General features: G+C 64.7%; 18 protein-coding genes and 2 pseudogenes. 10 read left to right on the top strand and 10 right to left on the bottom strand.

Going from position 1 to position 21,773, the window contains the following annotated elements; all coding sequences use genetic code 11:
- The 8 genes and pseudogenes from DYI24_RS28230 to DYI24_RS04610 all read left to right on the top strand — a co-directional run.
- Window positions 1-168: pseudogene (locus DYI24_RS28230) on the top strand (RraA family protein); the annotation flags it as partial.
- 232 nt (window positions 169-400) lie between these two features.
- Window positions 401-1,174 (top strand): annotated as a pseudogene (locus DYI24_RS04640) (motility protein A).
- A gap of 30 nt (window positions 1,175-1,204) precedes the next feature.
- Window positions 1,205-2,029 carry an OmpA/MotB family protein gene (locus tag DYI24_RS04635; protein WP_011157565.1) on the top strand — a complete coding sequence of 275 codons (825 nt, stop codon included), beginning with the start codon at window positions 1,205-1,207 and terminating at the stop codon, window positions 2,027-2,029.
- A 236-nt stretch (window positions 2,030-2,265) separates the two neighbouring features.
- Complete coding sequence (locus tag DYI24_RS04630) at window positions 2,266-4,155, top strand: potassium transporter Kup (RefSeq protein WP_164571424.1); 1,890 nt, start codon at window positions 2,266-2,268, stop codon at window positions 4,153-4,155.
- A gap of 210 nt (window positions 4,156-4,365) precedes the next feature.
- Entirely contained in the window at window positions 4,366-4,692 is a 327-nt protein-coding gene (locus DYI24_RS04625) for a rhodanese-like domain-containing protein (protein WP_164571426.1), read from the top strand.
- Window positions 4,693-4,714: 22 nt separating this feature from the next.
- Window positions 4,715-5,872 carry an aminotransferase gene (locus DYI24_RS04620; RefSeq protein ID WP_107343964.1) on the top strand — a complete coding sequence of 386 codons (1,158 nt, stop codon included), beginning with the start codon at window positions 4,715-4,717 and terminating at the stop codon, window positions 5,870-5,872.
- Window positions 5,873-5,879: 7 nt separating this feature from the next.
- Window positions 5,880-6,995, top strand: coding sequence for a polyamine ABC transporter substrate-binding protein (locus DYI24_RS04615; protein WP_164571423.1), 1,116 nt, complete (start codon window positions 5,880-5,882; stop codon window positions 6,993-6,995).
- Window positions 6,996-7,108: 113 nt separating this feature from the next.
- On the top strand, window positions 7,109-8,248 hold the full coding sequence (locus tag DYI24_RS04610) for a hypothetical protein (protein ID WP_164571422.1): 1,140 nt from the start codon (window positions 7,109-7,111) through the stop codon (window positions 8,246-8,248).
- A gap of 14 nt (window positions 8,249-8,262) precedes the next feature.
- On the opposite strand, the gene DYI24_RS04605 is transcribed toward DYI24_RS04610, so the two are convergent.
- From DYI24_RS04605 to DYI24_RS04570, 8 genes are all read right to left on the bottom strand, one after another.
- On the bottom strand, window positions 8,263-10,167 hold the full coding sequence (locus DYI24_RS04605) for a B12-binding domain-containing radical SAM protein (protein ID WP_246701152.1): 1,905 nt from the start codon (window positions 10,165-10,167) through the stop codon (window positions 8,263-8,265).
- A 322-nt stretch (window positions 10,168-10,489) separates the two neighbouring features.
- The gene (locus tag DYI24_RS04600) at window positions 10,490-11,422 is read right to left on the bottom strand and encodes a lipid A biosynthesis lauroyl acyltransferase (protein ID WP_164571420.1); all 933 of its coding nucleotides are present in this window, start codon (window positions 11,420-11,422) and stop codon (window positions 10,490-10,492) included.
- Window positions 11,422-12,444, bottom strand: coding sequence for a zinc-binding dehydrogenase (locus DYI24_RS04595; protein ID WP_013503178.1), 1,023 nt, complete (start codon window positions 12,442-12,444; stop codon window positions 11,422-11,424). Before DYI24_RS04595 ends, DYI24_RS04600 begins: the two co-directional genes overlap by 1 nt.
- A gap of 96 nt (window positions 12,445-12,540) precedes the next feature.
- Window positions 12,541-13,821, bottom strand: coding sequence for a beta-ketoacyl-ACP synthase (locus DYI24_RS04590; RefSeq protein ID WP_107355184.1), 1,281 nt, complete (start codon window positions 13,819-13,821; stop codon window positions 12,541-12,543).
- A 10-nt stretch (window positions 13,822-13,831) separates the two neighbouring features.
- Window positions 13,832-15,040, bottom strand: coding sequence for a beta-ketoacyl-ACP synthase (locus tag DYI24_RS04585; RefSeq protein ID WP_164571419.1), 1,209 nt, complete (start codon window positions 15,038-15,040; stop codon window positions 13,832-13,834).
- Window positions 15,033-15,503, bottom strand: a complete 471-nt coding sequence (locus DYI24_RS04580; RefSeq protein ID WP_107343972.1) for a 3-hydroxyacyl-ACP dehydratase FabZ family protein — start codon at window positions 15,501-15,503, stop codon at window positions 15,033-15,035. The genes DYI24_RS04585 and DYI24_RS04580 overlap by 8 nt, the downstream gene beginning before the upstream one ends.
- Before the next feature lie 27 nt (window positions 15,504-15,530).
- Window positions 15,531-15,812 (bottom strand): acyl carrier protein, encoded by a 282-nt coding sequence (locus DYI24_RS04575; RefSeq protein ID WP_011157577.1) that lies wholly within the window; start codon window positions 15,810-15,812, stop codon window positions 15,531-15,533.
- Between the two features lie 166 nt (window positions 15,813-15,978).
- The gene (locus DYI24_RS04570; protein WP_164571418.1) at window positions 15,979-16,332 is read right to left on the bottom strand and encodes a hypothetical protein; all 354 of its coding nucleotides are present in this window, start codon (window positions 16,330-16,332) and stop codon (window positions 15,979-15,981) included.
- Window positions 16,333-16,524: 192 nt separating this feature from the next.
- On the opposite strand from DYI24_RS04570, the gene DYI24_RS04565 reads away from it, so the two are divergent.
- A complete protein-coding gene (locus DYI24_RS04565) occupies window positions 16,525-17,148 on the top strand; it encodes a ParB-like protein (protein WP_164571417.1) in 624 nt (207 codons plus the stop codon).
- Window positions 17,149-17,156: 8 nt separating this feature from the next.
- Here the strand turns inward: DYI24_RS04565 and DYI24_RS04560 are convergent, their stop codons facing one another.
- Entirely contained in the window at window positions 17,157-17,636 is a 480-nt protein-coding gene (locus DYI24_RS04560) for an MgtC/SapB family protein (protein ID WP_164571416.1), read from the bottom strand.
- A 302-nt stretch (window positions 17,637-17,938) separates the two neighbouring features.
- Between DYI24_RS04560 and DYI24_RS04555 the strand changes: the two genes are divergently transcribed.
- Window positions 17,939-20,332 (top strand): TonB-dependent receptor, encoded by a 2,394-nt coding sequence (locus tag DYI24_RS04555; RefSeq protein ID WP_246701151.1) that lies wholly within the window; start codon window positions 17,939-17,941, stop codon window positions 20,330-20,332.
- A 4-nt stretch (window positions 20,333-20,336) separates the two neighbouring features.
- Here DYI24_RS04555 and DYI24_RS04550 read toward each other — a convergent pair.
- On the bottom strand, window positions 20,337-21,773 hold a 1,437-nt coding region (locus tag DYI24_RS04550; protein ID WP_246701150.1), incomplete at its 5' end, for an ATP-binding protein.

The raw sequence follows: 21,773 nt of genomic DNA, 5'->3' as shown, positions 1-21,773 counted from the left end.
GACAGTCACGGCGCGGTGGGGATCCCGCACCATTTGGCCGCGCAATTGCCGGAGGCGGCCGAACTCTGCGGCCGCCGCGAGGTCCCGATCCTGGAAGTCGCCCGCAGCGCCGAGTTCTCACTCGACAAGCTGAAGCAGGCGCTCGCGAAGGCCTCGGAGATTCACTGAGTTCGGGCGGGGACGCTCTCCGGCCGATCGCGGCCCATCACCGCCGCGGCGGCGCGCCCAGAAGACAGATGCTTGGTAATATTACGGGGTTGCTCGCCGCATCAGCGATCGCGCAGCGCCGAATACTTTACCCGTCTTTAATGGCGAATGCATAGTTTCGGAACCGCTGCTCAGAACGATCAGTGCCGACGGCTCGCGCCGCGCGGCTGGTGTGTGCGCGTCGGAGTGAATAATGGACATCATGACGTCAGCCGGCCTGGTCGGCGGCATCGCAGTCATTGCCGTGATGATGCTGATGGGCGGCGACGTCCATATGTTCATCTCCTAACATGCCATGATCATCATCTTCGGCGGTTCGTTGACCGCGACGATGATCCGCTTCCCGCTCAATGTGATCCTGCACGGCCTGCCGCTCGGCGCTAAATTCGCCTTCACGATGAGCCGGCTGTCGGCGCGTGATCTGGTCGATGAGCTCGCCAGCATCGCTGAGATCGCCCGCAAGTCCGGCCCCGTCGGCCTGGAAAAGGTCGAGGCCGAAGATCCGTTTCTGGCCAAGGGCATCCGCTACGTGGCCGACGGTTACGACATCGAATTCATCCGCGATAACCTCGAGCGCGACCGCGATAACTTCCTGATGCACCTCGACGAGGGCAGCAAGATCTATCGCGCGATCGGCGACTGCGCCCCGGCGTTCGGCATGATCGGCACGCTGATCGGCATGGTGCAGATGTTCTCCAACATGTCCGACCCGTCGAAGCTGGGGCCGTTCATGGCGACCGCGCTTCTGGCGACGCTGTACGGCGCTCTGGTGGCGAACCTGTTCTGTCTGCCGATCGCCGACAAGCTGCACACCAAGAAGATCGACGAAGAAACCAACCGCACGCTGATCATCGACGGCATCCTGATGATCCGTGACTCCAAGAGCCCGGCGCTGGTCCGTGAAATGCTGCTGGCTTACCTGCCCGAGAAGCACCGTTCGGAAGAAGACGAAGCGGTCCCGGCTTAACCCGACCTCAGTCGATCGTCGGAAGGCGCCATGGCCAAAAAGAAGAAAGCCGAAGAGCATGCCGGTGGCCACGGCTGGTTCGTCACGTTCGCCGACCTGATGGGCCTGCTGATGAGCTTCTTTGTGATGCTCGTCGCGTTTTCGACCCAGGACAAAGCCAAGCTGATGATCGTCGCCGGCTCGATGCGCGAGGCGTTCGGCGTGCAGAACGACGCGCGCTACTCCGGCATCATCGAGAACGACGGTCTGCCGACCCGAGGCAAGGTCAAGAACACCGAGCACGTCAATCCGGAGCTGTCGACCGCCAAGCCGTCACCTGGCGAGGTGACGCGCGACGAAGGCATCAATACCAAAGAGGACCGCGAATTCGCGCTCGCCTCGGCGTCGCTGCGGCAGGCGCTGCAGAATATGCCGGAGATCTCCGAGCTGTCGAAGAACATCATGTTCGAGGAGACCAAGCAGGGTCTCAACCTCGAGATCATGGATCAGGACGGCCGTTCGATGTTCGCCGACGGCTCCAAGGTGCCGTTCGAACGCACCCGCCTGCTGCTGCAGCGGCTTGCGGTGCCGCTGCGTGCCACCCCGCTCAGGGTTACGATCGTCGGCCATACCTCGTCCGGCCTGATGCCGGAGCGCAGCGACTATAACGGTTGGGACCTGTCGTCGGACCGCGCCAATTCGGTGCGCCAGATCCTAGAGCGGGAAGGGCTGCCCGGTTCGCACATCTTCGCCGTGACCGGCAAAGCCGACAGCCAGCCGCTGTTTCCCGACGATCCGTCGATCGCCGCCAATCGCCGCGTGACCATCACGCTGATGCGCGAGAGCCCGGCGCTGCCGCCCGGCATGAAGCCTTAAGCGTTTCACCCGGCCGCTCGTGGCGGCGACCTCGATTGCAAGCCGGACCTCCGCTTCATCGCGCGTCATCCGAATCCGCTGGGTTCGGTATTCGGCATCCCGTGGTTGCATCGGTCGCGGTCGGCCCGCTAGCCTGAGGCTCGTCACGGCGGCAGGCGCGCTATCTTTGAAGGGCTTGCCGGCGTGGCGTCGCGGCTCTTGGATCAAATCCAGCGATCGAGCGTTCTACGGCAGCCATGGCCCTCAGCGCGGCAACCACCGAAGCGCCTGAACAAACCAGCTTTTGGGCGCTCACGCTCGGCGGGATCGGTGTTGTTTTCGGCGATATCGGCACGTCTCCCTTGTACGCATTCCGCGAGGCGGTCGCCGGCGCGGCTGGCGGAGCACCGGCAAGCCGGGTGCTGGTGCTCGGGGTGCTGTCGCTGATCCTGTGGGCGCTGCTGATCGTCGTCACCGCCAAGTACGTGCTGTTGCTGCTGCGCGCCGATAACAACGGCGAGGGTGGCACGCTGTCGCTGATGGCGCTCGGCCGCCGCGCGCTCGGCCGCCGCAGCCTGTTTCTCCTGGTGCTCGGGGTGATCGGTGCCTCGATGTTCATCGGCGACTCGATGATCACGCCGGCGATCTCAGTGCTGTCGGCGATCGAGGGCCTGAAGATCGCGGCTCCCGCACTCGAACATTACGTCGTGCCGCTGACGGTGCTGGTCCTGGTGCTGCTGTTCGGCGTGCAGAGCCATGGCACCGCGATCGTGGCGCGGTTCTTCGGCCCGGTGATGCTGGTGTGGTTCGCCACGCTGGCGGCGATGGGCGCGATGCACATCATGGACGATCCGTCAGTGCTGGCCGCCATCAACCCGTGGTATGCGGCGCAATTCCTCGCCAGCCACGGCACCATCGGACTGGTGACGCTGGGCGCGGTGTTTCTGGCGGTCACCGGCGGCGAGGCGCTGTACGCCGATCTCGGCCATTTCGGCCGCCGCCCGATCCAGACTGCCTGGCTCGGCTTCGTGCTGCCGGCGCTGCTGATCAATTACTTCGGCCAGGGTGCGCTAGTGTTGTCCAATCCGGCTGCGCTGGAAAACCCATTCTACAAGATGGTGCCCGAGGCGCTGGTGCTGCCGCTGACGCTGATGGCGACCGCAGCGACCGTGATCGCCAGCCAGGCTGTGATCACCGGCGCATTCTCGCTGATCAGCCAGGCGGTGCAGCTCGGGCTGCTGCCGCGATTTGAGGTGCGCTACACCTCTGAGACCAATGCGGGTCAGATCTACCTGCCGCGTGTCAACGCGTTGCTGCTGATCGGCGTCTTGCTGCTGGTGCTGCTGTTTCAGACCTCGAGCCGGCTCGCCTCTGCCTATGGCATCGCGGTCTCCACCACGATGGTGGTCGATGGCATCATGGGCTTCGTGGTGATCTGGAAGCTGTGGCGCTGGAGCTGGCCGGCTGCGGCGCTTGTGATTGTGCCGCTGGTGCTGGTCGATGCGATGTTCTTCAGCGCCAATCTGCTGAAGCTGCTCGACGGCGCCTGGGTGCCGCTGCTGTTTGGCCTCTCGATGGCGTTGGTGATCTGGACCTGGCGGCGCGGCGTCGCGCTGCTGATGATCAAGTCACGCCGGGCCGAGGTGCCGCTCGACGATCTGATCGTCAGCCTGGAGAAACACCCGCCGCACATCGTCAAGGGCACCGCGGTGTTTCTGACCGCTGATGCCGAATTCGTGCCGCCGGCGCTGCTGCACAATCTCAAGCACAACAAGGTCCTGCACGAGCACAATGTGATCCTGACGATCGAGACCGTTCACACTCCGCGGGTCGACGCGGCCGACCGGATCAGGCTGGTGAAGGTCAGCGAGAAGTTCAGCAAGGTGGCGCTGCGGTTCGGCTTCATGGAGACGCCGAACGTGCCGAAGGCGCTGGTGCTGGCGCGCAAGCTCGGCTGGGAGTTCGACATCATGTCGACCTCGTTCTTCGTGTCGCGGCGCTCGCTGAAGCCAGCCGCGCAATCCGGGATGTGGCGGTGGCAGACCAAGCTGTTCGTCGCCCTCGCCAAGTCGGCCAACGACGCCACCGACTACTTCCAGATCCCGACCGGCCGGGTCGTCGAGGTCGGTGCCCAGGTCACCATCTAGCTGTCGGCCGCAAGGGCAGGGCGGCCGGCTTCGACCAAAAGCGGCAGTGCTTTCGCGGCCCGCTGCGCCTATCCAGCAAACATGCCGATGATCTCGTTGAGAAGCTTGATTTTCCTCGCGCTAGGCGCAACCTTGGCGCCGCAATGGCCGAGCGTCGTTCTCGTTGTTGCGCTCATGGATCCGGGCAGTGCGATCGCGGGAGAGAAGAAAGTGGCAGGCCAGGTTGAAGATTTGACGCCGCAAGAGGTCGCTCAGGGCATCGCCGACGGGCGCTATCTGCTGGTGGACGTTCGCGAGCCGAACGAGGTCGCCGCCGAAGCCTATCCGGACGCCGTGGTTGTTCCGCTCTCGACCTTCGACCCTAAGGCGATCCCCGATCCGGCCGGCAAGCAGGTCGTGTTCGCTTGCCGCTCCGGCAAGCGCTCGGTGACGGCCTCTATGGCCGCGCAGGCCGCGGGGCTCGCCTACAGCCGGCACCTCGCCGGTGGCATTCTCGGCTGGAAGGCGGCCGGTCTGCCGACCAAGCCGGGCCGTTGATCCGTACGATGACCGCCATCCGATGAGCAACAAGGTCTTCGCCGATCTCCCGGTCACCGTGTTCGAGGCGATGTCGCAGCTCGCGCGCGACAACGACGCGATCAATCTGGGGCAAGGCTTTCCCGACGATCCGGGGCCGGAGGATATCCGCCGCACCGCCGCGGATGCTGTTCTCAACGGCTACAACCAGTATCCGTCGATGATGGGGCTGCCGGAGCTGCGGCAGGCGATCTCGACCCACTATGCGCACTGGCACGGCGTCCAACTCGATCCGATGACCGAGGTGATGGTGACCTCCGGCGCGACCGAAGCGCTGGCGAGTGCCATCCTGTCGGTGGTCGAACCCGGCGACGAAGTGATCGTGTTCCAGCCGGTGTATGACTCGTACCTGCCGATCATCAGGCAGGCCGGCGGCATTCCGCGGCTGGTTCGTCTCGAACCGCCGCATTGGCGCATCACCGAAGAGTCGCTGCGGCGGGTGTTTAACGCCAAGACCAAGGCGATCGTCTTCAACAACCCGCTGAACCCGGCCGCGGTGGTGTATCCGCGCGAAGACCTCGAATTGCTGGCACGGTTCTGCCAGGAGTTCGACGCTGTGGCGATCTGCGACGAGGTGTGGGAGCACGTCACGTTCGATGGCCTCAGCCACATCCCGCTGATCACCATCCCCGGGATGCGCGACCGCACCATCAAGATCGGCTCGGCGGGCAAGATCTTTTCGCTCACCGGCTGGAAGGTCGGCTTCGTCTGCGCCGCGCCGAAACTGCTGCGGGTTGCCGCCAAGGTGCACCAGTTCCTGGCTTTCACCACAGCACCGAACCTGCAGGCGGCCGTCGCCTACGGTCTCGGCAAGAGCGACGATTACTTCCTGCAGATGCGCAAGGACCTGGCACGCAGCCGCGACCGGCTGGCGCAGGGGCTGTCCAGCATCGGCTTTCCGGTGATCCGCTCGCAGGGCACCTATTTTCTCACCGTCGATTTGTCGCCGCTCGGCCTCAACGAAACCGACGAGGCGTTCTGCAAACGCATCGTCACCGACTACAAGGTCGCGGCGATCCCGGTGTCGGCGTTCTATGAGGAAGAGCCGGTCACCTCGGTGGTGCGGTTCTGTTTCGCCAAGAAGGATCAGACGCTCGACACCGCCCTCGAGCGCCTGTCGGATGCGGTTCACGGGCGCTAGGGATGTCATGATGCGGGATACGATGCGGCGGCGACTGCTGACTCTGGGCGCGGGGATCGCTCTGTCGGTGTCGCTCACGCTGCCTGGCTGGGCGCAGGACCGCACCGTCAATTTCTACAACTGGTCGAACTACGTCGCGCCGGGCGTGCTCGAGGATTTCACCCGCGAGACCGGCATCAAGGTGGTGTACGACACCTTCGATGCCAACGAGACGCTGGAGACCAAGCTGCTCGCCGGCAAGTCCGGCTACGACCTCGTGGTGCCGACCGCTTATTTCCTGCAGCGTCAGATCACCGCCGGCGTGTTCCAGAAGCTCGACAAGTCGAAGCTGCCGAACCTGAAGAACGCCTGGGACTTCGTCACTGACAAGCTGGCGCTTTACGATCCCGGCAATCAGTTCGCCGTCAACTACATGTGGGGGACGACCGGCATCGGCTACAACGTCGCCGCCGTGAAGCGGATTCTCGGCGAGGGCGCCGTGATCGACAGCTGGGAGATGATCTTCAAGCCGGAGAACCTGGCGAAGTTCAAGGACTGCGGCGTCCACATGCTGGATTCCGCCGACGACATCCTGCCGGCAGCGCTGACCTATCTCGGCCGTGATCCGAATTCGACCAACAAGGACGATCTGGAAAAGGCCGCCGAGGTTGTCGGCAAGGTCCAGCCTTCGGTGCGCAAGTTCCATTCGTCCGAATATCTCAACGCGCTCGCTACCGGTGAGATCTGCCTGGTGGTGGCGTGGTCGGGCGACATCAAGCAGGCGCAATCGCGTGCGGCCGAAGCTCATAACGGCGTCGAAATCGGCTACGCGATCCCGAAAGAGGGCGCGCAGATGTTCTTCGACAATCTGGCGATCCCGGCCGACGCCAAGAACGTCGCCGAGGCGCACGAACTGATCAACTTCCTGTACCGGCCGGACATCGCCGCACGTAATTCGGATTTCCTGTCCTATGCCAACGGCAACAAGACCAGTCAGGACTTCATCAATCCGCGGGTGCTGAACGACAAGGCGATCTATCCGGACGCTGACACCCAGGGGCGATTGTTCGTGATCACCGCGCGCGATCCCGCGACGCAGCGCACGATCAACCGGCTGTGGACGCGGGTGAAGACGGGGCGCTGACGCTCCGTATCGATCGTCTGCGGGTACGGGAGTAGTTCTGAGCCTCGATACCTCAACAAACTGCGTAGGCGCACGAGTGCCCGAATCGGCCTCAGCGGGCGCAGGATCGGTTTATGCCAATGGCGTTCCGATCCTTCGCGCGACTTCGTGGCGGCTGTTCTCTGGCCATCCTTTGGCTGTGCAGTCTTGCTGTCCTCACCGGCGTCACGGGGACCGCCAGCGCTGGCGATCAGCCTCGCGAGCGCTTGGCTCCGCGCTGGACTGTTTCGGCCGAAGCTCTGGTGCTTGGCCGCGCCGGGACAGGCAATCAATCGCTTGTCTCGCTCGTGCCGGGCGACGTGCCGTGGTGGACACCGGCCGGCCCGAACACCACCAACGTCCCCGGTGCCGAGGTGCTGAACAGCAATCAGCTCAATCAGCGATTGGCCGCCGGTCCGAGGATCGGTGTCAGTTACCAAGACCCATCGGGTTACGGCGTCGAGCTGTCCTACTTCAATGTGCTTGGGCTGAAGGCGTCAAAAAGCGTAGGCCCCGAGACGCCGGGACAATGGCTGGTGATGAAAGCGCCCGGCACGTTCTGGCAGACGCAGGACTATGCGTATCAAGCAATGGCGTGGCAGGACGATACCCGGCTGCACAGCCTGGAGGCCAATGCGCGGCTGGAGATAACGCCGCGCGTGACGCTGCTGGCAGGTGTTCGCTGGCTGCAACTGCACGATCAGCTGCAAGGGGCGCTGGATCCGGCCGATCTCGGCCAGCCAATGTGGAAGTTCAGAGTGCCGAGCCGGCTGTCCGATGCCGTTCCGGTCCCCGGCAGCCCGGTCGTGATCAATCCGCCGTTCTGGACGAGTTCGACGACGAACAACCTCTACGGCGTTCAAGTCGGCGTGCGAGCGACTTTGTGGGAGATTGAACGCGTCTCGGTCGACGCAGTGCTGAAGGCCGGCGTGTTCGACAACCATGCGACGCAAGCCGCGCAGGTCAGCATGCAGAAGCAGCTCTACCCGACATACGCGGCGACCGATGCGGCCGCCTTCGTTGGACAGGGCGGCATTGCGGCGAAATATCGGCTGAGCGATCACGTCGCCGTCAAGCTCGGATACGAAGCGTTGTGGCTCGGCCGCGTGGCGTTGGCGCCGGCCCAAGTTCAGGCGACCTCAACCACGTCCAGCAGCGTGACGGCGGTCGGCGTCGATTGTCGCTCGTCGACGCTTCTTCAAGGCGTCACGGTCGGCATGGAGTACTCGTTTTAGCGCGGGGGCAGCGATCAGGCGGTCTTCGCCAGTTTCGGTGCTGGCGCGCCGTGGAGAGCAACCTGTTCGAGATCCCGTAGATCGACCGTCCCTGGCAACGCGTGGTCGGATGGCTTGTCGCCGACGCCCCGCATCGGGATCGGACTGACCGGGGCCCGGTCATGCCGCTCGATGTCGCCGCGCAGCAGCCGCCAAGCCCAGCCGGCGGTTCGACGATAGGTGTGCGCAAGCCCGATCATGCCGTAGATCTGCGCGCCGGCATCGACGATGTGGGCGCGGAATTTCAGCCAGGCTCGACGCCGCATCCGCTTGGCGGGCGAGAAATGCGCGACCTCGTGTGCGGGACGAGTCTCCGCACTGGAGAACACGTCTGCCGACTTCGAGAACACCAGCGCGCTCACGAAGCGGATCGGGTTGAAGAAGTAGGTGTAGGCGATCAGCAGATTGAGCTGCTTCAGCCAAGGCCGCGGGTGCTTCGATGCGACGACGTAGTTGCCGTCCATGATATGCGGCTCGACCTGGATATCGCCGGCGCGGCTGAACGCCATCCCGGATTCGAACACGTTCTCGTACCACTTCGAACCGGGGGCAGGGGTCAGCATCATCACCTGCGTGCTGATCGATCCGGCCTGCCGCAGCAGCCTGATCTGGTTGATCAGGCCGTAGTTCGACTTCCACGTCACCAGCGGCTGGCTGTCGTGGTGCATCATCATCGGCATCGGCAGGATGTTGTTCTCGCGCAGCAGCTTGAAGGCGAGTTGGGTCTTGTCCTTGTCCTGCGCCTTCTTCACCAGCGTTGCGGTCATGTCCTCGACGCCGAGCCACACCGCCGCAAAGCCCGCATCGCGGATCAGCGGCAGGTGATCTCGCATCCCGACGGTGTCGTGCACCGTGACTTCGGTGCCGAGCCGCACCTTGCAGAACGGCCGTTCGGAGCGCTTGCGTGCGAGCGTGCCGGCGATGTCCAGCGTGCGCTTGGTGTCGTTGAAGAAGTTATCGTCCGCACCGAAGAAGTGATAGATGCCGAAAGTGCTGGCGATCTGCCCGATCTCCTCGGCGATGCGTTCACCGCTCTTGGCGCGGAACTGCGACTGGTTGTAGGCGGGGATCGGGCAGTATGAGCACCGGAACTTGCAGCCCGCGGTCATCACGATGCTGGCGATCGGGCTGTATCGCTTCACGCGGTTGATCGGCAGCGCCTGGCTGGCCAGCGTCGCGCTGTTGCTCGGTGCCTCCAGCAGCTTGTAGCCGTGCACCGGATCGGGAAGCTCATCGAGATCGCCGAGCAGGCGCTGCACGCCGGTGTCGATCAGCTCCTCGATCGGACCGCTACGCGAGGCGCGGCGCGCGTAGACAATGCCCGCCACCTCATCGAGCGCACCGCCATCGCGCGCACGCTGGAACACCGAGCGCATCGACTCGCCGGCCGCGCGCATCGACAGCAGCACATCGAGCAATTCGAGGAAGACGTATTCTTCGCCGGTGACGGCGACATCGGCCGCCCAGGACGGATCGCCGCCGCCGAACACATGCCACGGCTCGTAGCGAATCCGAGGTCCGCCGACCATGATCAGGGGACGCTTGTCAGGCTCGATCTGGCAGGCTTCCCGGATCAGACGATCGCATTCGGCGGAATGCAGATGCATGCTCGAGACCAGGAACAGGTCCGGAATCCGGCCGTCGAGTCGCATTTGCAGCGGGCTGAAATTCCGGTTCCACTGCTGCAGCACGATCCGGGTCTTGTCGAAGCCGACGTCGGCCAGCGCGGAACCGATCGATCGGACTCCGCCGGGTGCCATGCGGGTGTCGGCGAGAACGAAGGGCAGGACGCGGGTGCGATGGTCGAACGCGCTGACGATGACGGTCGTCAGGTCATGCTGCCCCGACAGCCGGCGGAGGCGCGCGCGGAGGCTCGCCATCTTGCCGGGAACCAGAAGCTCATCACCGCGGGCACGCCTTGGAAGTTCCATGTATTTCCTCGATCCAGATGGACGGCCGCAAAGTGATTTGCGAGCGCCACTGTGAGGTTAATACCCGAATCGGTCAAGTTGACGGCCCGCCGCAGCGCAGCAGGTTCCGCATGGTTCCGCGCCGATGCGCCTGAGCACGGGGCAGCAGCGCAGCTCGTCTTCAAGACGTCACGCAGGCCGAGTCTAAGCGTACTCGGATCCTGAGCGAACTAAGCGAATTTCGGTTAGGCGGACGCACGTCGACGCGACTAAGCGCTGATTACGCGGATCGTTACCGCCAGCGGCGGTGCAGCCACAGCCATTGCTCGGGCGTTTCGCGGATCCAGCTTTCGATCACCGAGGTGCACGCCTGCATCGTGCCCTGGATGTCGATCCGGCCGTCGGCATCGCGGACCGGTTGGATTTCTTCGGTCAGCTCGGCGCGGAAACGGCCATCGGGGAGGCGGATGACGCGGGCGCCGTGCAGCGGGCACTCGATCTGGCGCAGCAGCTTTGCCAGCAGCGGGTTGGCCTTCGCGGTGCGGCCGAAGAAGGTGACGTCGACGCCCTTGGTGAAGTGCTGATCGATCAGCATGCCGACGTGCTTGCCGTCCTGCAGCGCCTGCGCCAGCTTGAACGGCGCGCTCGATCCGGCGGCGACGAGTTGCCCCATCTTCACCGAGCGGATCTCTTCGACGATGCGGTCGGCGGCTTCGATATTCGGCCGGCGATACAGCACCGCAGTGTCGAGGCCGTGCGCGACGGCGGCGACCGCCGGCAACTCCCAGTTGCCGAGATGGCTGGCGAAAATCAGCGCCGGCTTGCCGTCGTCGCGCAGCTTTTCGAACAGCTCGAGGGAGCGGCCGGTCACCTCGATGCGGCTGCGTTCGGGATGCTCGACGTCGTAGTCCCACACCGAGTCGAGATGCGCGAACTCCGCGGCCGATCGGCCGAGGTTGTCCCAGACGCCGCTGAGGATGGCCTCGATCTCGTCCGGCGACTTCTCCGGAAATGCCGCGGTGAGGTTGTCGCGGCCGATCCGCTGCTCCGGAAAGCGCGGGCCGAATTTGCGGGCAACCGCGCCGAACAGCCGGGCGCTCTTGTCGGGATCGAACTTCCGCGCCAGATGCAGCGCGCCGATCGCCAACGGCCCGACGATCTTGCCGACGACATCCTTGGCCGCGCGCTGGGCGCGCAGCTTGGCGCGATAAAGGGCGACCTTCATCAGAACCGGACGATGATCTTGCCGAACACCTGACGGCTTTCCATCCGCTTCAGTGCGGCGCCGACGTCGTCGAGCGGAACTTCGGTGTCGATCACCGGCAGCATGCCGGCCGCCATCTTGTCGAGGCTTTCGGCGATGTTCTTCATCGTCGCGCCGAACGAGCCGAAGATTTTGTACTGCTGCTGGAACAGCTGCATCAGGTTGAGGGTGGTGGTCGGGCCCGAGGTCGAACCGCAGGTCACCAGTCGGCCGCCGCGCTTCAAGCTGAGCAGCGAGCCGTTGAAGGTGTCGGCGCCGACGTGTTCGAACACCACGTCGACACCCTTCTTCTTGGTGATCTTGCGGCACTCGTGCTCGAAGCGGTCCTGGCGATAGTTGATGACATGATCGGCGCCGAGCTTCTTGACGCCTTCGATCTTGGAATCGTCGCCGACGGTGGTGATCACCGTGCAGCCGATCGCCTTGGCCATCATGATCGCGACGGTGCCGATGCCGGAGCCGCCGGCATGGACCAGCACGGTTTCGCCGGGCTGCAGCTTGGCGTTATCGAACAGCATGTGCTGCACGGTCGAGAACGCGATCGGCGCGCAGGCGGCGTCGCGCAGGTCGACGCCGTCCGGCACCGGGATCACCAGCCGTGCCGCGATGTTCATCAGCTCGCGCGCAAAGCCGTCGACATGGAAGCCGATCAGGCCGCCGACGTTTTCACAAAGATTGTCGCGGCCTTCCTGGCACGCTTTGCAGTGGCCGCAGGTCAGCGCGCCGTACATCACGACCTTCTGCCCGGGCTTGAATGCGGTGACGCCGTCACCGACCGCTTCGATCGTGCCCGAGGCTTCGGCACCGACCACGATCGGCAGCTTGCGCTTGACGAAGGCCATACCGCGATAGCCCCACACGTCGATGTGGTTCAGCGCCACCGCGGCAATGCGGACCTGCACCTCGCCGGCCGCCGGGGGCGGGGGAGACGGCAGGTCGGCGACCACGAGATTGCGGTCGGCAACGAGGGTGAGCGCGCGCATGGGGTTCGTCCGAACGGTTGGAGGCTTGCGTCCTGCGTATCGCCGCTGGCGACCGCGGCGTCAACCGCGGCGGCCGGAACTGCGACTCACAGGCGGTTAGGCCGGTTCGCGGGTCAGGATCAGCGAGGCGTTCTGGCCGCCGAACCCGAACGAGTTCGACATCACGCTGGTGACGCGGGCGTCGCGGGCCTGATTGGGCACCACATCCAGCGGGATCGCCGGATCCGGCACGTCGTAGTTGATGGTCGGCGGAATCCGCTGATGCTCCAGCGTCAGCAGCGAGAAGATCGCTTCGACCGCGCCGGCGGCCGACAGGGTGTGGCCGACCATCGACTTGTTCGACGACACTGGCAGCGACGAAGCGCGCTCACCGAACACGCTGGAGATGCCGAGATACTCCATCTTGTCGTTCTCGGGCGTGCCGGTGCCGTGGGCGTTGATGTAGTCGATCTGGTCGACGCTCATGCCGGCGTCGGCCAGCGTCTTGTTGATGCAGCCGATGATCGGCTTGCCGTCCGGGCTCGAGCGGGTGCGGTGGAAGTTGTCGGCGAGTTCGCCGCAGCCGGCGATCACGCCGAGGATCGAGGCGCCGCGCGCCACCGCCGACTCATAGCTCTCCAGCACCAGCGCGCCGGCGCCCTCGGCCATCACGAAGCCGTCGCGGTTCTTGGCGAACGGCTTCGAGGACGCTTGCGGGGGATCGTTTTGGGTCGACAGCGCCGACAGCAGTGAGAACCGGATCAGCGCTTCGGCGTTGACCGAGCCGTCGGTTGCGACGCACAGCGCCGCATCCGCTTCACCGCGCCGGATCGCTTCGACGCCGAGCTGAATCGCGCTCGCGCCGGAGGCGCAAGCGGTCGACAGCGAGATCGGCGAGCCCTTGGTACCGAAGGTGTCGGCGAGATGATCGGCGACCGAGCCGAACAGGAAGCGCCGATGATACTGCGTGAACGCACCACCGCCGCTGACGCGGAGCAGGGCATCGTAATCGATCGCGGTATTGGCGCCGGTGGCGCGCGCCAATTCCTGACGCGGCAGCCATTCCAGCTCGACCGGCGCGACCGCGAGAAACAGCGGGCCGGGGAAGTCACCCTTGCGGCCGATGCCGGACTGCGCGATCGCCTCTTCGGTGGCGAGGTCGGCGAGCTTTTCACCGAGCACGACCGAGGAGAATGGCTCGACCGGGACGAAGTCCACGGTGCCTGCCATCGTGCTCTTCAGCCCGTCGATCGGAAAGCGGGTGATGGTGCGGATGCCGGATTCGCCGGCGGTGAGCTTGGCCCAATTGTCGGTCTTACCGGCGCCGAGCGAGGTGACCACGCCCATGCCGGTGACGACCACGATCGGTCTGCCGAATTTGTCCCGCGTCACGGTCATTGCGTCCCCCTTACCGAACGGCCTCGACCAGCGCCATGCCTTCGCCGCGCCAGTGGCCCGCCCCGATCACGACAATCTGGTCGGGGGTTTTGCTCATTTCAACTTCGAGACCGGTCGGGTCGTTCGGCGGATACAGCGCGCCGCGCGACAGCGACAACGCCGCAAGCGCGATACCGAGCGGGAATTGCGCTTCCATCACGTGGCCGAACGGCGTCGCGGTGCCGCGCACCGGGGTGCCGGAGTGATTGCGCAGGAATGCGGTTTCCTCCGCGGTCGCCGGCTCGGCACCGGTTGCGCCGGTGATGATCGCGGTGGCGCCATCGCCCGGGCCGAGCTGCGACCACAGCTTCTCCAGCGACGCAGTGACGTCGCCGGCGTTGCGGCGGCGCGACTGGTCGGCGACGACGTTCTTTAGCCGCGCATACGGCTTGGCGCCGCGCGCCTGCGCATGCGCCTTCGACTCGATCACCAGGAACGCCGCGCCCGAGCCGAGCGCGAAGCCGCCCTTGGGACCGCGCGCAAACACCGGCGCGTAGTTGTCCTTCAGATTGAAGTCGCCGAACTCGTACAGCATCAGCAGATCTTTGCGCTCGCCGTTCTGGGCAGCACCGATCAGCGCGATGTCGCTCTGGCCGGCTGCGATCCGCGCCAGCGCAATCCGCGCGGCGTCGACGCCGGCTTCCTCTTCACCCATGAAGGTGCGCGATGACCCGGTAACGCCATGCACGATCGCGATGTTGCCGGCGAGCAGATTTGAGAGCTGGGCGAGGAAGAGGGTCGGGCGCAGGTCGTTCATGAGGCGCTCGTTGAGCGCACTGGGCGGCACGGTGCCGTAACCTTCGCCATTGAGCACGGCAGAATCGACCGCAAGGTCGCGCTCACCTCCGCCGGCGGCGACGATCATGTCCATCCGCGACAGGATCTCGGTGTTGCCTTTGATGCCGGCGGACTCGAGCGCCAGACCGGCCGCATAGGTGCCGATCCGTTGCCAGGCTTCCATCTGGCGCTGATCGCCCTTCTTCGGGATCTGCTTGTCGAAGCTGAGCGGCGCCAGCGGGTGCACGACGTACGGCGCAAAACCGCTGGTATCGACGTTGACGCGGCGCTCGGTCAGCGCATCCCAATGGGCGTCGAGCCCCTCGGCCAGCGAGCTGGCGAGGCCGATGCCGGTAATCCAGGCTTCGATCGGTTCGGCGCGGGACGTGTTGGTGTCAGCCATGGATCATCTGCTCCGGAAATCCGATTTGCTTCGCCATCGCTTCCATATGCCCGCGCAGGTCGGGATGCGGAAACGGGACGTGGCGGAACGTCAGCGTGGCATTGCATGCGAGCTTACCGCCGCTCTTGATCTTCGCTTCGGTCATCGTGAAGCCGGAGCCCTCGTGCACCACCGAGACGTCGATCGACAAGGTCTCGCCGGGCGTCACGAAGGTGCGCATCTTGGCTTCCTTGACCGCGGCCAGGAACGGCATGCGCTGAAATTGCATCAGCGCGATCAAGAGCCAGCCCGAGCTCTGGGCCATGGTCTCGATCAAGAGCACGCCCGGCATCAGCGGGTAGCCGGGGAAGTGGCCTTCGAAGATCGTGCTGGTCTCGGGCACCCGAGCCTCGACCGTGATGCTGCGGTCAGCGAGGCGAAGCTCGGCGATTCGGTCGATCAGGTGGAAATATTCAAGGTTCATGGCGTGGGCGGCTTCCGAACCGCGCCACTACGCGCCCTTCGCGGCAACCAGTTCGTCGATGCGGGCGGCGAGATTCTTGAGAACGAAATACTGCTCGGTGGTCGCCTTGCCGTCGTTGACCTCCTGGGTCCACTTCTCCAGCGGCAGCTTGATACCGAAAGCTTTGTCGATCGCGAACGCGATGTCGAGGAAATCGAGGCTGTCGATCCCCAGGTCATCGATCGCATGGCTCTCCGGGGTGATCGTCTCACGCGGAATGTCGCAGGTTTCCGCGATGATGGTGGCCACCCGATCGAATGTGGAAGTCATTTTAAGCCTTTGATATTATGTCGGAAATGGCCGATTTACGGCGGCTTCAGCCGTCATCCTGGTGACAGGCGATTGCCCGTATAACGGAGCGTTGCTCCGAGTTCAATGGCGGGCAAATCCACGCATTGCGCGGGTTTTGGGCAACTAGCGGGAAGCTTTGGCGAATCTAGCGCGGCGCTGCGATGGCGGCGCAGTCGTGCCGGCCCATCAGCACGCAGTCCTGAGTCCGCCGCATATCGGCGATGCTGGTCGCGAGCCAGATGCCGACCACCGTCAGCGTGATGGTCAGCGCCAGAGCGGCGATGTTCGTCAGCATCCGGTGGCGGAAATCGTCCGGGGCGTTGTCGCGCCCGGACTCGTCGGGATCGTGCTCGAGCTGCGGCATCTCTCTCCGGAAGGGCAGAATGGTTGCGGAGGGGCGACCGCCATCTTCTGGGGCCGGCACAGGAACGGCGTCGCGCGGCCGAAACGGCAATACGCGGTGGTCGTCATCGGGGAGGGAGATGCGCTGATTCTTCATCGCTGCCGTCCAGCCGTCGCCCGGAACGGGTTCGACCCGATCATCCTAGTGAGGATACGATTTCGGGAAAACTCCGCAATAGACCGGATGGAACATGCCGGCCGGGCGTGTCTGGCCCCCGGTGCGCCGCGTTGCCGTCGGGGAGGGCCGTGCCATACTCCGCGGGAACCTGGCAATTCAGGAGGCCCAGCGATGACCAACCCGCGTGAACCGTTGCTGCATACGATCCCGATCCTGTCGCTACGTCCGACTCAAATGACGGTCGGGATGCGCGAGGTGAAGGAGAAGCGGCTGCGCTGGCGCCAGCACAAACCGAAGAAGCAGGCCGAACTGCTCGGCAATCACATGATTCCCGTGGTGCTTGGTCCCGGCAAGACGCACTACGTGATCGATCATCACCATTTGGCCCGGGCGCTGCACGACGAGGGCGTGAAGGAAGTGTTGGTCACGGTGATCGCCGACCTCACCATGGTCGATCGCGATGCGTTCTGGGTGGTGCTCGACAGCCGGCGCTGGGTTTATCCGTACGATGCCAAAGGCGAGCGGCATCATTACCGCGAGATTCCCAAAACGGTTGCGGACCTGAAGGACGATCCATTCCGCAGCCTCGCCGGCGAACTCCGCCGCGTCGGCGGCTATGCCAAGGACACCACGCCGTTCAGCGAGTTCCTGTGGGCCGATTTCCTGCGCCGGCGCTTGTCGCGAAAAAGCGTCACCGCCGACTTCCAGAACGCGGCTGAGAAAGCGCTGGCGCTCGCCAAGAGCAAAGACGCGATCTATCTGCCCGGCTGGTGCGGGCCCGCTGCGGACGATTGAGGTGGGCTTCAGTCTTCGGGCGCGGCGCTATGGCCGCGTTCGTCCTTGGTGCCGCCGAGCAGGCGATGCAGCAGCCGCTCGGCCGGATGTCCGCCGATCAGCACCGCGAAGGTGATCACCAGCGCCACGCCGACGATCAACCACGGTCCCGCACCGCAGACGATGCCGATGCCGGCGGCGAGCCAGGTGCATGCCGCGGTGGTGAGGCCGTGGATTTCCAGCCGGTTGCCGCTGCGAACGATCACGCCGGCACCGAGAAAGCCGATGCCGGTGAGAATGCCCTGGATCACACGGCTGGTCGGATCGGACAATTGATCGCTCGTCGCCGAATGGTCGGCATGCGCCACTAACAGCGCGGACGCGAGCGCGACCAGCGCCAGCGTGCGCATCCCGATCGGCTTGTTCTTGAGGTCGCGGTTGAGCCCGATCAGCCCGCCGGCCATCGCGGCAACGCCAAGACGCAGCAGGATGTCCCACCAGGGTAGCAACGCCAGTCCTCCCTCGTGTCGAAGCTCTGTGCCGCTTGCATCGTCCCGTCCGAATAACGCGAGGATTGCGGATCTGTTCTTCGAGCCGATCAGGTTGTCATGGGCGGATCCAGCACGCGCGCGTTGGGCTCAATCTGAGACGACGATCAGTGCGCGTGGGCAGGTGCGACACTTCTTCGCATATCGAGGGCAAACCTTCGCTCACATCAAAGGAAAATCGCGTTGGGACGCATGCCGCTGGTTTCTTCAACAGCACGCTAGAACGGTTCTAGTGGTGCCCGTTACCGCCGTTTGCTTATCGGATGGCGCCGTTGGTGATCTGCATAGCCGAGCACAAGGCGGCATCACCGACTGAAGATCTTTTGGGGGGCATGTTGAAGGACCTGAATTTCCCGGCAGCGGGAGCGCTGTCGTTTGTCTGTGCGTCGGTTCTCCTCCTCTCGCATGCGGCCGCTGCACAGGAAGCTCCTGCGCCGGCTTCCGCTCCGGGTGCTTCAACGGAATCTCCGGCGAGCGCGACAGGACGTTCACTACCTGCCATCGTCGTCGAAACGTCGCGCCGCCGCGCCGCGGCGACGTCCCCGCAGCGCAGGCCGTCGCAAGCGTCCCGATCGACAGCCAGCCGCAGGGCTCCGAACCCGGCCAGCGTCGCAACGCAGCCCCGTCCGGTTTCGGCAGGCGCTCTGCAGGCGACTTTGCCGGCTGGCTTTCCTGGGGATCAGGTTGCGCGCGGTGCCGGCGTCGGTCTGCTCGGCAACCGCGACGTGATGTCGACGCCGTTCAGCCTGACCAGCTTCACCGAGAAGCTCATCCGGGATCAGCAGTCGCGAACGCTGCTCGATGTGCTCGGCAACGATCCCTCCGTGCGCTCCAACGTGCCGGCCTATAGCGGCATCCAGGGCTTCTTCATTCGCGGCTTCCCGGTGTTCGCCCAGGACATCGCCTTCAACGGCCTGTATGGCGTCGCCGACTCCTTCAATCCGGCGCTCGAGCCGATCGAACGCGTCGAAGTGCAGCACGGCCCCAGCACGATGCTGAGCGGCATGCCGCCGTTCGGCACGATCGGCGGGACGATCAACCTGATTCCGAAACGCGCCGGTGACGTGCCACTGACGCGGTTCACGACCGGATTCATCTCGAACGCCCAGAGCTACAACGCAATCGATGTCGGTCGACGTTACGGGACCAATGGCGAGTGGGGAATCCGCTTCAACGGCGCGTATCAGTCCGGCAGCACGCCAATCGATAACCAGAAACAGGAATACGGCGTCACGTCGCTCGCCCTCGATTATCGCGGCGAACGCCTGCGGGTCGGCCTCGACCTTGGCTATCAGAAGGTCGACTTCAATTCGCCGCTGCGCAATCGCTCGGTGCTGCCGGGCTTTCCGATCCCGCAAGCGCCGGATCTGCGGATCAATCAGCAGCAGCCGTGGGAATATCGCGACAGCAACAACAAATCGGCCGCGATCCGAGCCGAGTATGATCTGACCGATCAACTCACCGTCTATGCCGCTTACGGCCACAGCGAATTCCATCAGGTCTATTTCGGCGGTCTGCCGTCGATCATCAACGCGCGTGGCGACTACCGCGATACGATCCAACTGACCCCGTTCCAGACCAACAGCAACACCGGCGAGGTCGGCGTGCGCGGTCAGTTCGACACCGGACCGGTGAAGCACCGGGTCGGCGTCGCGGCATCCGGCCTCTGGCAGGACACCGGTCTGACCAACATTCCGGTTGGTGCGACCATTACCTCGAACATCTACAACCCGGTGTACGCGCCGCCGCGCAGCGATGCCGGACTGCCGCGGACCTCGCCCACGACCGCGGAGCGCTTCAACCGCAGCATTGCGATTGCCGACACGATGTCGGTGCTGGACGATCGCGTCGAGCTGACGATCGGTGGCCGCTGGCAGGGGATCGACGCCAAGACGCTGAGCCCGGTGACCGGCCTGGTGACGTCCGACGCGCGCAACGATGCGTTTTCTCCGGGCGCAGGCCTGGTCATCAAGCCGATCGAGCGACTGTCGCTGTATGCCAACTACATCGAAGGCCTGACTTCGACGGCGCCGCCGACCAATGCGGTGAACCTCAACCAGAGCTTCCCCGCGACAGTGTCGAAGCAGGTCGAGGCCGGCGCGAAGTATGACTTCGGCCCAGTCGGCGTCTCAGTCGCCGGCTTCGAGATCAAGCAGCCGAGCGGCTTCCTCGATCCGACCACCGGGGTGTTTGCGCTCAATGGCGAGCAACGCAATCGCGGCGTCGAACTTAATGTGTTTGGGCAACCGGTCGAGGGATTGCGCGTCGTCGGCGGCGTAAGCTGGATCGAAGGCGTGCTGACGAAAGCAGCGAACCCCGCGTTCAACGGCAATACGGCCGTTGGCGTCCCGACGATGCAGCTCAATCTGTATGGCGAATACGATCTGCCGGGGCCTGCCCGGGGTGTGACGATGACCGGCCGGGTGATCCACACCGCGTCGCAGTTCTACGATCAGGCCAACACCCAGAGCATTCCAGCCTGGACCACGCTCGATCTCGGCGTTCGCTACGCCACCAAGATCAATCGAGTTCCTGTGACCCTGCGGGCCAATGTCCAGAACGTCACCGGCGAGAACTACTGGGCCACGACCGGCCGCGGCATCCTCAGCCCCGGCGCGCCGCGGACCTACCTGGTCTCGGCGAGCTTCGACTTCTGAGGCCTCAGCGCAGCGGCTTCTTCAGCAGCGAGAAGCGATCCGGATCGAGCCCCAGCGAGGGCTGCAGCATCGGAGCATCCATCGTCCGTGCGAGCGGGCGCTCGGTGATGCCCGGATCGTTCGGCACGTCGCGATGCGAGGTCGCGCCGCGCCAGCGCTCCAGCACCGCGCTGACGAAATGCATGTCGTTGCCGGCGGCCGCCGACGGCACGGTCGAGATCGCAGCCTCGCTGCGCGGCAGTTGATGCGCCGGCACTTCCTTGAAGCGCAGGCGGGTCGGCAGCGCCACGCCTTCGCCGAACGCCAGCACTTCGCGGGTGCCGAGCGAGGGCACGAAGGAGAGTAGGTTGGCGGCGGCGTCGGACACCGCAGACCGCAGCAGCGACTGGTCGCGGTCGTTGGCCAGCCGCATCGCGAACAGCGTGTTGCACTGGGACAGGATCGTCGCGTCGAGCTCGGCCGGGCGCTGGGTGACGAGGCCGAGATAGACGCCGTATTTGCGACCTTCCTTGGCGATGCGCGACACCGCCTTGCGGGTCGGGCCGAAGCCGATGGCGCGGTCGGCCGCAGCGTATCGGTGGGCTTCTTCGCAGACGAACAGCAGCGGCGACACGCCGTCGCTCCACAGGCCGAAGTCGAATGCCATCCGGCACAGCACCGACACCACCGAGTCGACCACCTCGGCCGGGAAGCCGGCGAGCTGCATGATCGTCATCGGCTTGCCGTTGGCGGGCAGGCGGAACAGATGGCTGATCACTTCCGCCATGGTGTCGCCGCCGACATTGGCGTTGTCGAACATGAAGGCGTAGCGCGGGTCGTTGCGCACCGTCTCGATGCGCGAGATCAGCTTGTGATAGATGATGCGCGAGGAACGGTTTTCCAGCTTGCCCATGCGCTCGTCGATCAGCGAGATCAGGTCGACGAGGCGATACGGCACCGGCGTATCGGCGGTGTAGCCGATCGACTTCGGATCAACCCGCTTGAGGCCGAGCCGGTCGGTGCTGGTGTATTGCACGTAAAGGCCTTTGGCGACGGGGATCACCTCGGCCAGGATGTCGAGTTCTTCGGGCACGCCGGGGCGGCCGGCGAACAGCACGTCGACGATTTCCTCGAAGTTGAACAGCCAGAACGGTAGCTTCAGGTTGCGCGGATTGAGCACCAGCGCCTTGTCGCCGAAGCTGCGGCCGTATTCGTTGTGGACGTCGAGCAGGAAGATGCGCAGCGCCGGGCGCGACTTCAGGATTTCGTTGAGCAGCAGCGACCCCCCCGTGGATTTGCCGCCGCCGGACGGGCCGACCAGCGCGGTCGTCTGGCCGGGCTCGGCGACGAAGCTCATATGATTGAGCACCGGCTCGTCGGGCCGATAGGCGAATGAGACGTGGTCGAACTCGACCCGCGCCTTGGTGAGTTGCAGGGCCGGCTTGTGACTATCGTCCGGCCC

It is taken from the genome of Rhodopseudomonas sp. BR0C11 (assembly GCF_010820945.1).
Classification (GTDB): Bacteria; Pseudomonadota; Alphaproteobacteria; order Rhizobiales; family Xanthobacteraceae; genus Rhodopseudomonas; species Rhodopseudomonas palustris_H.
Note: the sequence above shows the minus strand (reverse complement) of the source record. Positions and strands in the feature narration are given on the sequence as shown.